Raw genomic sequence first — 12792 nt, 5'->3', positions numbered from 1 at the left:
TATAACTTATATTTTCAAATAATCTTCAAACAATACACTTATTCGCCACCGCCACCATCTTCGCAGGCATCTCTTCCCGCAGTCGCCATACAAAGCTCATCGGTTTGTTCCCCTCATGACTCACATAATCTGCTTCGCCCAGGAAAACAAATGGAGAGGTATAGTTATGCTCCTCCTTATACTCCCGCACGAACAGCACGATCCGGTGGCCTGTCTGGCGGTGATGAATATACCGCTGCGCGGTAGCTGTATGCTCCGACACCCTGCTCTGTGTCTGCCAGTGGAATAGACGCTCGTTAATCGCATAATCCTCGTACAATGTGGAGGGTGAGAAATCTTTGTCCGATTTGTTCAACGTAATGAAGAAAATATCGGTCTGTTCATCTGCAAAATACTTCACGCCTTCACGGAAGGCAGGTGATTGCTGGGCATTCCAGTAACCGAAGGCGGCAAGTACTTGGTCAATAGAGTACAGACAGTGGATATCCAGTGGACAAGTGTACGGGAACGAATTGCTTTTATCCACAAATCGCAGATGAGCCAGATTATATTTAAAAATATCCACAAGTTCTGCTCGGTATGCTTCACAAGACAGCACACGCTGCACACCCTCTTCGATGCTGGTCAGTCCTAGCTTCTCGGGCGCAGCTCGATGGAAGGTGTAATAGAACATAATCAACATGCGCCGTTCATCGGCGGTGGTTGCTTCTTTGCCTTTTTCAATAAAGTCGATCAGGAACGTCAGCCAGCTTCGGGAGTTAATCGTAAGCACAGACGGCAGTCTGCGGATGTACTCCTCGTATTCATCTTCGATGGGTGCTGTTAATCCGGCTTCGGCCAACATGCCGCGGAAATACCTTTTGCCCGTACGTCCACCATACAATTCAACTAGTGTCATCCCGTGATGTTCAACAAAATGAGCCAAGGTCAGCGGTAGTCCGGTGTCTTGCTGGAACGTTTGCAGCTTCTGGATCAACGCTCTGCGATTACGACTCATCTGCTTGAGGTTGCGCATGACGTATTCCTTCGCTTGTTTTTCCAATTGAATGAACGTGCCGCGAGGCAGGTTCGAAAAGCCGTTCTCGACGTAGTACGAGATGGAATGTTTGGTAGCGCCAATCAGGGCGCGGAATTTATCCTGGAACCTGTACTCCTGATGCGCTTGCCCGATGAAGTCGAGCACGGTCAGGCACTCTTTACCATCCGCCATCCGTAGTCCACGTCCCAACTGTTGCAGGAATACGGTCAGACTCTCGGTAGGACGCAGGAACAGGATGGTGTTCACCTCAGGGATATCCACGCCCTCATTGTACAGATCAACGACAAAGATCATGCGCAGTTCCCCGTTCACCAGCTGTCCTTTCGCAGAATGACGTTCCTGTTCGCTCGACCCGCCATGCAGGGCCATGGATGGAATGCCGGCTTCGTTAAATATTTTTGCCATATACATTGCATGATCCACCCCTACGCAGAAACCAAGCCCCTTCACATCGTCCAGATCGGTTACGTATTTGTTCAGACTTTGGATGATCTGGTTGGCACGGATTTTGTTATGAGTGTAGAGCTTCTCCAGTTCGTTCAGATCGTAGCCTTTACGCGACCACTTCACCTGAGATAGATCGACAGTATCGGTGACGCCAAAATATTGAAAAGGGCTCAGGAGCTTGCGGTCAATTGCATCGGTTAGACGGATCTCGGCGGCAATCGTATGATCGAAGTAGGCGGTAATGTCTTTGCCATCCATCCGTTCAGGCGTCGCGGTGAGTCCCAGCAAAATCTTCGGTTCGTAATGGGACAACAGCTTCTGGTATGAAGGTGCAGCCGCATGATGGAATTCATCCACAATGATGTAATCGTAATAGTCTGGGCTAGTGATCTCCGTCAGCTTCATGGAGTTAAGACTCTGAATACTAACAAACAAGTGATCCAGCGCCTCTGCTCGGTAATTCCCGACATGCAGCTCACCAAAGTTCATATCCTTCAGGATATACCGGAACGTGTCCCGACTTTGCTTCAAGATTTCTTCCCGATGGGCAACAAAAAGCAGCTTTGCTCCCGTATGGCTTGCCCGGAATCGCTTGTAGTCGAAGGCAGAGATGACCGTTTTGCCAACGCCTGTGGCGGCGACGATCAGGTTGCGGGTTCGTCCATACAACGTACGCTCGGCGTTCAGCTGTTCCAGCACTTCTTTTTGGTAATCGTAAGGCTGGATGTCGAGGTGAAAGTGGTTGGACTGATCTTTTTTACGATTCAGAGCCGCCTTCAACTGTGCCTCATGCCCTTCATCCTCAGCTACATATCGCGTGAATTCACGGTCATTCCAGTAACTCTCGAAGGTCGCTTCAATCTTGCGCAGCACATCGAGTGAATCTTTCTCCGTCACCTTGAGGTTCCACTCCATACCACTGGTCAGCGCTGGGTTGGATAGGTTAGAGGAGCCGACATAGGCTGTTGTGAACCCGGTATCGCGGTGGAAAATATACGTTTTGGCGTGCAGCCGGGTCACTTTGGTATCATACGAAATCTGGATCTCTGTGTTAGGTAATTTGCTGAGTTCAGTGATGGCCTTTAGGTCGGTTGCCTCCATATAGGTGGTCGTGATGATCCGCAGCTTCCCGCCACTAGCCGTGAACTGTTGAAGCTGTTCCAGCAGCAGGCGAAGTCCGCTGAATTTGATAAATGACACCAACCAGTCGATCCGATCGGCTGTCACGATCTCCTTTTGCAACTCCAATAACATACTCGGCTCGGACTTTGCACCTGTGAATAAAGAACTTTGGGAGATGGGCGTATCTGGACGAACGATTTTGGTATCCCGGACTGCACGAATGCTGTTCAGCTTGGAATACACATGGGTCAACACTTCCCCCTGCTCATCCAGTTGCAATTCATTGTACTCTTCTTCCCCCAGCGTACCTTTCAAGGTAGCAATAATCTCATTACACGTTCGAATCTGCGCCAATACTGCCGTTTTATCTTCCGTCTGTTCCCGCACAATCTTGAGCGCTCGCCGGGTTACCGCCGCCAAATACGTGGACAGCAGCTTGCGCGCTTCCTCTGCATTCAACTTCTCGGTCCCAATGTTATACACATCCGGGTCCAGCGCCGAAATCTCCTGTCTGGTGATGGTGTTGATAAGCTGTTCATATATGCCTTGTTTCATGAATGTACCTCGCGAGAGTTAGGATTTGTGGATAGTTCTCTATGTATATGTTAGCTGAAAGTTGCTTCTTCTATATTATCGACCAATCTGTGGAAGATTTCATTAGTTGTTTGATTTCATAGGAAAAAGCACCTTTACCTGTGGTCTGGTAGAAGTGCTTAATGATATGACTTTAAATCGTGCATAGATGTGCGCAACTCATATCATCTTTTCACTGTATCACTTAGAATTATAAGTTAGTATGACAGTCTTCTCTCTTAAATTGAAAATAAGGTTATCATCTTATCTTTAATAAAGATTGATAAGTAATCGCTTGTTTTTTGAGTTTGAATATCAGCACAAAGGCTAGTTATCTCCTTTTGAAGTACCAAAAGCGCGGCTGGAATAACAAAAATGTTCATTTTCTTTATATTCAGACCCTCATCATCAGTTTCAATCTCAATTCTCTTTATATCGTCATCAGCACGCAAAATATCACCTAGACAATAGACAATCTTGTCTTCTCTAGCCTCCTTAACCACTTTTTCTCCTAATAACCCTAAGAGAACTTGATAATTCGGGTCTCCGTCTTTAAATATATTAATTAACTCAATGATTAGGTCATTCAGAGAAATATTTCTTAATTTCTCTTCCATCCTCTCTCTTGAATCATCTAGAAACCACGATTCGAGGTCCACTGGTGTATCGTCTATTATCCCGGGAACATAGGGCTTAGTGTAAAGAAAATCTTTATTCATTGTTTAACCTACCTTTTAATGTTTTTTATATTCCCCACCTATTTTTTTAGCAACTCTGTCAAATAGCATATCCCACACTGCATCTTTATTACCAGTTTTGAAATATTCTTGTGCTTTTAGATCACTTCTTAGCTCTTTTTGAATATTAGCGAATATAATTCCTATGTCTTCTGCATTTTCTTTCCAACCTTCTGCCCCTCGTTTCATACTCAAATTAGTACCATTTGGAGAAACAGCTCTTATCTCAGCCATATTAAAATCTATTGCAGTGGCTATATCTTCAAGACTGAAAGGCCCGTTAGTTGGATGGTTATGAGTAAATACCGTATCTTTAGCTACATCTTTATGGTTACTTATATTTATAGACTTTTCAGTACCAACAACCGTTTCTCCTATTAAATTACCATTCTTATCAAAAAATTGCCCGTGTTCCAAGGGTTTATTTCGAATTTGATCCTCAAACTTATTAACAGATTCTAAATAATGAGTTCTACCCGTCCTGTCGTTTCCTTTCTCCTTATTCGACTCAGGCTTGCCTCCGCCCGACCCAATGTCGTCCTTTGAACGAAATGCTTTGCCAAACAAAACATACGCCAGGGCCTGTCCCGTCATCGCCCCACCGTAATACCCTGCACCATTCTCATCGATCTGCTTCTTCTGTTCTTCTACAAATTGCTCTATATCTGACCTCGCTGTTCCTGTACCCCAAGCGGTATCCCATGCAAACTGAATACCTCGCCCAACGTCTACAACTTTGCCCACTGTCATGGCATATGCCACACTGCCTATTGTACTGAACGGGTTATCGAAGAAAGCTTCTGCCGTCTGCCCCATTCCCGTTATTGTTTCTCCTACTGATTTATCAAGCAGCCCTACAGCGAAATTGCGCTTCAGCTCTTCTGGAATGTACAGCGCGACCTCACCTGAGCCGTCCGTTGTTCTAAAGTTCATGGCGATAAACGTTAACTCTTTCTGGATTTCGTCCAACAGCCCGAGTGTAGTCGGGAACACTTCTTTCACCTGCATAAAATCCCAAAAGAATCGCTCTCCTGTCACACCCGACCAATCGGATTGCAACATATAAATGGATTTCTCCAGTTCCCAGACCATTCGCTCCAGTTCCTGTTTCTTCTGCTGGACCAACCGGGCCTTTTCCTCCAATAGATCGGGATGTACCTCGATTCTCTGCATTTCCTTATCACCCGCCAACCTGACCGTAGTTTATGTACCTAAATTTTAACAAGTGAGAAGGAGGATTGGAATCAAACGGAAGGATCATTTCCTCAGAGGTTATCCGGTAGTTGGGCAACAACCTGGGTAACTATTTTTGCACATTAATGCATGGATGAATGCTGTTGAGTCGACTGGATATCTTGTACAAAAAGAACGACTTCTATCACAGATAGAAGTCGCACAAGATAACGATACAGTAGGATTAAATCTTCTTTAAGACACTACAAATTGTACGACAATTGGAGTCCCATCATTTAATGCATCTCCACCGGGAATTGTAATTGTAGTCGTCGTAGCCGAGGACGTATCTGCTGTTTGCATAAGGCCATTAATATAAAGATTGTAGTAGTTGTAGGTGCCTGGAAATGCGGTTGCAGCTACACCAGCGTCGTTTGTAAAAGCAGTCGCAGCAATGGCAAACGTTACCCCAGTGCCGGTCCCATCACCAATGGTTGCAGCAAATCTTAAACTGTTCTGAAAGGGTGTCACAAGTGGCATGTTTCTCACCTCCTACCTAACATAGTATATGTGGTAGGTTTGGGAGTAGTGAAGGCAAAGGAACCAGCAACTAAAACCAATTTTAACCATTTATGATATTGGCTGTTATTATAATTATCTCTATAGTGATAGGTGTCCCTGCAAAGATCACACCGTTTTGTGACGAAAAAAACAACCTCTCCGCACTTACACTGTATGAGTTTCCTGGTTGGACGATCCCGTTTATATAAAGATTGTTGAAACTAGTAAGTCCACCCCCGGCAAATTCGGTTATGCTGTCGCCATCGTCATTTGTGAATTCTGTGGCAGAAATTATAACCGAGTTCGACAAATCCAGATCGGTGTCCGGAAAATAGAAGTAACGGTTTGCCCTAGGAATGATTTCAATTCCGGGTACGCTGCCCGGCGGACCTTGCTCACCTTGGGGACCCGTTGGTCCTTGGACTCCGGGAGTTCCCGGTTGACCTGGCTCACCCTGAGGACCTGCGGGACCCTGCGCTCCGGGAAGTCCTGCTTGACCCGGTTCACCCTGAGGACCAACAGGACCTTGCGCTCCCGGAATTCCCGGTTGACCCGGCTCAGCTTGAGGGCCTGCCGGACCCTGTGCTCCGGGAAGCCCCGCTTGACCCGGCTCACCCTGAGGACCTGCAGGGCCTTGCGCTCCGGGAAGCCCTGGTTGACCCAGCCCGCCGTGAGGACCAACAGGACCCTGTGCTCCGGGAAGCCCCACTTGACCCGGTTCACCTTGAGGGCCTGCGGGACCCTGCGCTCCGGGAACCCCTTGTTGACCCGGCCCGCCGTGAGGGCCTGCGGGGCCTTGGGCACCGGGCACACCTTTCGTTCCAGGGAAGCTCACAGTCTCCAATTCACGTTGTCTCAACGGAGCGAGCAGGGGGGTAGGCTCACAACATACCGGGTTGCTGCCTCCCCCTCTCGGTAATGCAATGATTTTTTTGTCACGGGCCATTTTCTGTGATTTTAATGGACGCTTCAGTGAGCAGCGCTTTCTCCGATTAGATCTACGGATAATATGGCATCTCTTTCGTTTTCCCAAGTGTTTGTTTCTGCATTTCGGCGTAGAACGACTGGGCCTTAATTTGTTGAGGGTGGCTGTCCTCTTGTTCAGATACTTCAAAATGGTCATCTCCTTAGGCCAAGGCACACAGTATATATGCCCTATACTATGTCCTTAGCACATTCGGAGAGTGTGCGAATAACTATGGGGGAAGCCCAATAAAAAAGACAAGAGTCCTACTACAGTTGTCCTTTGTCTTGCCAGCATGGCTTCATTGTCTCCCCAGTAGGACCTCACAGATCACATTTTATGTTTAACTTAGCCGATCCATCGGGATCAAACTTCTTTTCAGTAGACTCTTACCTCTCCTTAAAATGCTGAACGATCTCTTCCGGTTCCTGCGTCTCCAGTGTAATCTCGCCTTTCTCGAACAGGATCATGTACGGATATGATTTCAGACCAAAAATCTCCTCATAATTAAACTTATTTTCATCACGGACATTATAAAAGGTTACGTTAGTTATTGGGCCTTCTGCCCTCAAATTCTCGTTATTTACTTCATTTAATTGCGTCTGTAATTCAACAATAAATGGTCGCTCCGAAGGTCGGTCGGTAAATACAATGAGTGATGCATCATTTCTTTGATTTTGCGTTAGATAATCAATGGCTTTCTCTCTATTGTTCTGACCACACCCTGTCACTAAAAGTATCAAAATACATAACACCCAAAGCCTCTTCATTTATATCATCACCCAAAATATGATATAATTGGTTATTAACTATTAATTTCACTTCATTAAAAAATCTATTCGCTGAAAGGAAGATGCACTTTGAACAAAAGGAATATCATCATCGCTATCATTATTGCTCTTATAATATTGATACTTCAACTTGTGCTTTATTTTTCTGTAACTAATAAAGAAGAATCCGCACTTCCCGATTCAAACATCCCATTTCAAACCAAAACAGTAGATGAGCTTACCATCACAATGCATAATGCAACCTATACAGATCATGAAGTGCAGTTGGGTTATGAAATTCAGGGCGATGGACAGTCTGAGAATGATTTGACATATGGGTTTTATAATAAAGAGTCCAATGCTTAGTACAGATAAAATCTCGATTTTTCACCTTTCAAATAGAAACAAAAACCTGCATACCAGCCTCGGCTTCACAGTTTTTATTAAGAATTTGCATGTGGATACATCTCATTTACAACTTAGGCATCCAAAAGGGGTTCTCTTCCTTCTCACACCCGGTTAACACGTAAAAAATATGTCCCTGCTCACTCTTCATTGTCCCGATCCCTTTGCAGGTGTCAGTCTTCATTCCCTGTTTGGAGCCGTAGGCATCCCTTGAGTTATCGTAAGTCGATTGAATAGCTGTACCATCATAGATCAATTCCTGGATAATGGGCCCACCTTCAATGGTATACATCGTTACACGAACCTGATCCTGATGTTTTTTCTCCACATTCTTCATAAATGTGTTCCACTTATCTTCGTTCCGTATGCCTCCATGAAGCACAACCACATCCCCGCTTTGCTCCGCTTGCTCTGGATTATGGGGCTCGATAATTTCTGGAAAAGCTTGCGTAATTCCGGAAGCATTCATTGATGGATCATTTGCCTGACAGGCAGTTAACAGCATTAAAGCTAACGATAGGATAAGCATACTTTTTCTCATTCCATCACCTCATGTATGAAACGGTTCAATACTATCCTTTGTTGCATGACTATGCTTAATTTGTCATTTATCTGTAACTCCCTCACTGTCCCGAACGTTTAGAATCATAGAAATGTATAAACAGGAACGAAAATTTTAATGATTTATCATTCAGCAGGGGGTTAATTTAATGACGTTAAAAACAATGCTCGGTGTAGCACTGGCTCTATCTGTACTCATATCCACCCATTCGGCCGATACAGCGACTCTAGCTTCAACGAACGAACGGCAGTCAAAGGGATTAGCCCATGAAATGGAGCGCTCCTTCCCAACATCTACATCTGTTCTGCTCATTGCCCCAACTCAACATGAAGGTCGTTCCTCATACAACGGCAGCTTCACAATGGTTGCTTCGAATGGAACACATGCCAACATATCGATTGAAAACAACAGCAACCACACGGTATATGTGAAGATGTATGTAGATGAAGTAAGTGAACCTATGGAAACATCTATCAACAAAAATAGTGATAAAACGATCAATCTGCTTGCATTACAAGACACGGATATTAAGTTGTACATTTATAGCAGAATAGGCCATCACTTAGATCTCTCAGTTGAAGCAGAGCAGTTTCATTGATGTTTTCTCTCACACCTACATACAAGAACAAGAAAAACCCTTCACGCAAGCGATTCAGATCCATGTTCCCATGAACCGATGCCTGCTTGAAGGGGTTTTATATTTCGATCACATTTATTTCTCGAATCGGAACCAGCCGAAGTCAAACTGACTGCCTGGCAGGAAGATAAAGCTTACTTTTTGCACACCTGTCACTTGCTCAAGCTCAAACACCCGCTCCTCATATCCACCTGACTGGGTGAATTCAACCAGCTGGTTGCTCTGGCCGTCCGCACCTGCGAAGCGAATATGAATCGTATTTTTATCAATTGGTGAATGACCGTAGATCACGAGCTTTGATGTACCTTCTGCCGTAAAGTCCATGTTTTCAAACTCCAGCGATACATTATTCCCGATGCCCTCTACTCCATCACCCTCGATTTTGAACGTATCTCCGTAGAGATGGTCACAGGATGTAGCCGCATTCTGTTCAAAGGCCCGACTCTGACGTTCGAAGGAAAATCCTTTAATATGAATCTTCTGTTTCAGTACAAAACAGATCGACGTGATCCCGCTAAGGCGTTTGGACAATTGGTACGTCTCTTCCTGGTACACATTCCAAATGGACTCTTTGTCATAAACCACATCTGCGATCATCGTACTTCCTTCTTCATCCGGCATGCCTTCCCAGATCTGAATGAAGTAGTCCTCCGTGGACAACGTAAAGATTGGAATGGTAATCGTATCGGAGCCGTACGGTCCGAAGTCAATATTACGGAAACCTACATGCGTCTCTCCATCCCGACTTGTCGCTACCCCGCGCTCATTGCCGTTACCAACCTCACCTTTGGTGTAATCGTACAGTCCACCCGTGATGAAGCCGTATGGATCTTTGTAGGCTGTGCCGAGACCGTCCGCCTTGAACTCCAGCTGCGAGATGAGTTTCGTTTTATCCGTACCGTTGGTACTGGTTGCGCGAAGTCTAAACTCCCCGTCACCTATAGCCGACACCTTCACCGCATGTTGATGCTCACCGTTGTCGCCCGCTTCTGCTTGAACAGCTTCCACCTTGGCAATGTTGGATTCAATTCCTGCATCGTTCACAACAGCCCACTCGATGTCGCGGTAGGAGGTGTTCTCCGGATACAGCTTGGCGGTTACGACCAGCTCCGGGTTGGACGGATCGAGCAACTGTCCTGCACTACTGATGATCTCGATTTTCCGCAAAGGAATCTCCTGAGCATTTCCCGTAAGCACCGGACGTTCTTCATTGTTCATGAAGACAGGTTGTACTTGTTTCACGTCATTAAGTTCAGCCGTCACAACTAGAGATTCAAATTCAGCCGTTGCTCCTTCCAACCCTTCGGAAGAAACTTCAATCCGTACCGTTCCAGCTTCATTTGTCGCTCCGATGATGGCCATCAGTTTGCCACTGAACAGTCTTCTGCTCAACCCTTTGTATGGATCGTAGTCCGTGCTGTCCCCGTTATCCAGACCCAGCAATCGTCCTGCACCACTCACCTGAACTTGTACGCGGTTGTTTGCATTGTGAACTGGATTACCCGATTCATCTTCAACATCAATTTCTACAAAAATGAGGTCTGTCCCATTCGCATGTAGCTGCTCCCGATCCGCTTGCAGACGAATTTTCTTCGCATCCGTATAGGATCTTTGCACATCGGTTGCAATGATCTGACCGTTCTCATCGTAAGCGATCGCTTTCAGCTCGCCCTCTTCATAAGGCACCTTCCACCAGCCGGACAGTTGTGTTCCATTGGCATGATCGATATCGTACGTACCAATGGTTTTACCATTGAGTTGCAGTTCAATCTTCGGCGCGTTGCTGCACACGCGTACATCAATGATTTGACCCGGGCTGAAATCCCAGTAAGGGAACAGGTGAACCATCGGACTTTTCTTATAATCCGTCCAAGCCGCTTGGTAGATATAATAAGAGTCTTTTGGGAACGTTGCTGTATCCAGCTGTCCAAAATACGAATTCTTCGTATGATACGGTGTCGGCTCTCCAATATAATCGAACCCAGTCCACAGGAACTGCCCCAGTGAATACGGTGTATCCCGCTCTGCCAAAATGCAGTATTCTGCCGACTTCGCGCCCCAGCTCGTCGTACTGTTACCCAAAGCCGAGCACTGCTCATCATCATCTGCCAGAATCGGCTGTTCGAACGGGAAGTGATAAATGCCGCGGCTCTGCACCACCGATGACGTCTCACTACCATAGATGATCCAATCCGGATGTTCTTCATGATGTTTGTCATAATATTTTTCCGCGTAGTTGTAACCTGCCAGCTTCACGATATCTGCGCATTTTTGTGCATTTTCCCAAGGCATGTAGTTCGAACCAATCGTTACGCCTGCATTGCCTTTTGGATCAAATTCCAGCACATAATCCATCAGCATTCGGGTTACTTCCTGTCCACGTTCATCGGCGTGGGTATCGTAAATTTCGTTCCCAATACTCCACATGATCAGACTGGCATGGTTACGGTCACGCTTCACCCAACTCTTCACATCCGTATGCACCCACTCCGGGAAAAATCTCGCATAGTCGTATGGGGTTTTAGCACGTTCCCACATATCAAAGGCTTCCGACACAACCAGCATACCCATCTCATCGGCGAGTTCCATGAACTCTTTGGCAGGCATATTATGCGCGGTGCGGATGGCGTTAACGCCCATCTCTTTGAGCAAAACGAATCTTCTGCGCAGTGCCGTTAGGTTAAAAGCAGCTCCCAGCGCCCCAAGATCGTGGTGTTCACACACGCCGTTCAGCTTCATCTTGACTCCGTTCAGGTGGAACCCTTCATTGGCATCCAGCTTGATATCCCGGAATCCAATGCGCTGTGACACCGATTCAACTGTCCGTTGTTCCTGATCATTCGAGTTCAACCGCAGCTCCGTCACCAGTTCATACAGATGCGGTGCATCTGGGCTCCACAAGTTTGGATTCTCCACAATGATCTGTTGGCTATCTGATACAACTGCTTTCTCACCCACCGAAGCCGTAACATTCGCTTGGCTGGATGCCACCACTTGACCTTCATACAAGATCGTATGCACCAGTTCTGCTTGCTGATTCTGTTCCAGGTTCAACTCCGTATCCACTTCCACTTGCCAGCCAACCGGTTGTTGCTGAATAGATACATACGTTCCATCCGTAACAATATGGTTGCGGTCTCTCGTCTTCAGCCACACATGGCGATAGATTCCGGCCCCGGAATACCATCTGCTGTTCGGGCTCTGATGCACCACTTTGACCACAATCTCATTGTCGCCTTCCACCAGTGCATTCGTGATCTCATGTTCAAAAGCAGAATATCCATACTTCCACTCCCCAACCAGCTGCCCGTTCACATACACCGAAGAGTCCATGTATACGCCATCAAAACAAAGCAAAAGCTGCTGCCCATCCTTCGTGTAATGGAACGTCTTGCGGTACCATCCAATGCTGTCCTCATACAGTTCAAGCGTATTATATATCAGCCAATCATGGGGAAGCTCCACAGGTTCATACACCAGACCCGCAGGTTCCGTAACATCCAGCTTGCTTTTCGCAAATTGCCATCCATCATTAAAAAGTCTCTTCTGATTCATGGTAGATTCTCACTTTCTTGAAGTAAATTATGATTGCGGTTACAACAGTAGATGTCGCTTTTTCCGAAAACCTTTTCGGTAATACACAAGTATGACTATAACACATAACCCGATTATATCATCAGTCTCTTTCCTATACCTCCATTTCATAAGATTTTTTAGCCATAATGATGAACGTTTTATTCCCTCCAAACATAGTAACTTTCGATGACAACAAGCCAAAAAGGCAACCCGTCAAACGAGTCAC

10 protein-coding genes are annotated in these 12792 nt (G+C 46.0%); 2 read left to right on the top strand and 8 right to left on the bottom strand.

What is annotated here, in order from left to right; all coding sequences use genetic code 11:
• Positions 1 to 25 precede the first annotated feature (25 nt).
• The 6 genes from V6668_RS05090 to V6668_RS05065 all read right to left on the bottom strand — a co-directional run bounded on the left by V6668_RS05090 (position 26) and on the right by V6668_RS05065 (position 7359).
• Positions 26 to 3163 carry a DEAD/DEAH box helicase gene (locus V6668_RS05090; protein WP_076319377.1) on the bottom strand — a complete coding sequence of 1046 codons (3138 nt, stop codon included), beginning with the start codon at positions 3161 to 3163 and terminating at the stop codon, positions 26 to 28.
• 257 nt (positions 3164 to 3420) lie between these two features.
• Positions 3421 to 3900, bottom strand: coding sequence for a hypothetical protein (locus V6668_RS05085; RefSeq protein WP_036606221.1), 480 nt, complete (start codon positions 3898 to 3900; stop codon positions 3421 to 3423).
• A gap of 15 nt (positions 3901 to 3915) precedes the next feature.
• Complete coding sequence (locus tag V6668_RS05080) at positions 3916 to 5091, bottom strand: WXG100 family type VII secretion target (protein WP_338707865.1); 1176 nt, start codon at positions 5089 to 5091, stop codon at positions 3916 to 3918.
• 255 nt (positions 5092 to 5346) lie between these two features.
• Positions 5347 to 5631 (bottom strand): DUF4183 domain-containing protein, encoded by a 285-nt coding sequence (locus V6668_RS05075; RefSeq protein ID WP_100526530.1) that lies wholly within the window; start codon positions 5629 to 5631, stop codon positions 5347 to 5349.
• An 82-nt stretch (positions 5632 to 5713) separates the two neighbouring features.
• Positions 5714 to 6598, bottom strand: coding sequence for a DUF4183 domain-containing protein (locus V6668_RS05070; RefSeq protein ID WP_133120405.1), 885 nt, complete (start codon positions 6596 to 6598; stop codon positions 5714 to 5716).
• Between the two features lie 407 nt (positions 6599 to 7005).
• A complete protein-coding gene (locus V6668_RS05065; RefSeq protein ID WP_133120404.1) occupies positions 7006 to 7359 on the bottom strand; it encodes a hypothetical protein in 354 nt (117 codons plus the stop codon).
• Positions 7360 to 7476: 117 nt separating this feature from the next.
• On the opposite strand from V6668_RS05065, the gene V6668_RS05060 reads away from it, so the two are divergent.
• The gene (locus V6668_RS05060; protein ID WP_100526527.1) at positions 7477 to 7752 is read left to right on the top strand and encodes a hypothetical protein; all 276 of its coding nucleotides are present in this window, start codon (positions 7477 to 7479) and stop codon (positions 7750 to 7752) included.
• Positions 7753 to 7858: 106 nt separating this feature from the next.
• Here the strand turns inward: V6668_RS05060 and V6668_RS05055 are convergent, their stop codons facing one another.
• Positions 7859 to 8332, bottom strand: a complete 474-nt coding sequence (locus tag V6668_RS05055) for a DUF4362 domain-containing protein (protein ID WP_100526526.1) — start codon at positions 8330 to 8332, stop codon at positions 7859 to 7861.
• Between the two features lie 169 nt (positions 8333 to 8501).
• On the opposite strand from V6668_RS05055, the gene V6668_RS05050 reads away from it, so the two are divergent.
• The gene (locus tag V6668_RS05050) at positions 8502 to 8951 is read left to right on the top strand and encodes a hypothetical protein (protein WP_100526525.1); all 450 of its coding nucleotides are present in this window, start codon (positions 8502 to 8504) and stop codon (positions 8949 to 8951) included.
• 114 nt (positions 8952 to 9065) lie between these two features.
• Here V6668_RS05050 and V6668_RS05045 read toward each other — a convergent pair whose 3' ends face one another.
• Positions 9066 to 12545, bottom strand: a complete 3480-nt coding sequence (locus V6668_RS05045; protein ID WP_338707864.1) for a glycoside hydrolase family 2 TIM barrel-domain containing protein — start codon at positions 12543 to 12545, stop codon at positions 9066 to 9068.
• Positions 12546 to 12792: the final 247 nt, after the last annotated feature.

This window comes from Paenibacillus amylolyticus, assembly GCF_036894225.1.
Taxonomy (GTDB): Bacteria; Bacillota; Bacilli; order Paenibacillales; family Paenibacillaceae; genus Paenibacillus; species Paenibacillus amylolyticus.
This window is presented reverse-complemented; position numbering and strand designations above follow the sequence as displayed.

Bases quoted from the DNA above. Each gene is read 5' to 3' on its own strand.
- V6668_RS05045 (WP_338707864.1), bottom strand. From the start codon at position 12,545: ATGAATCAGAAGAGACTTTTTAATGATGGATGGCAATTTGCGAAAAGC.
- V6668_RS05050 (WP_100526525.1), top strand. From the start codon at position 8,502: ATGACGTTAAAAACAATGCTCGGTGTAGCACTGGCTCTATCTGTACTC.
- V6668_RS05070 (WP_133120405.1), bottom strand. From the start codon at position 6,598: ATGGCCCGTGACAAAAAAATCATTGCATTACCGAGAGGGGGAGGCAGC.
- V6668_RS05075 (WP_100526530.1), bottom strand. From the start codon at position 5,631: ATGCCACTTGTGACACCCTTTCAGAACAGTTTAAGATTTGCTGCAACC.
- V6668_RS05055 (WP_100526526.1), bottom strand. From the start codon at position 8,332: ATGAGAAAAAGTATGCTTATCCTATCGTTAGCTTTAATGCTGTTAACT.
- V6668_RS05080 (WP_338707865.1), bottom strand. From the start codon at position 5,091: ATGCAGAGAATCGAGGTACATCCCGATCTATTGGAGGAAAAGGCCCGG.
- V6668_RS05090 (WP_076319377.1), bottom strand. From the start codon at position 3,163: ATGAAACAAGGCATATATGAACAGCTTATCAACACCATCACCAGACAG.
- V6668_RS05085 (WP_036606221.1), bottom strand. From the start codon at position 3,900: ATGAATAAAGATTTTCTTTACACTAAGCCCTATGTTCCCGGGATAATA.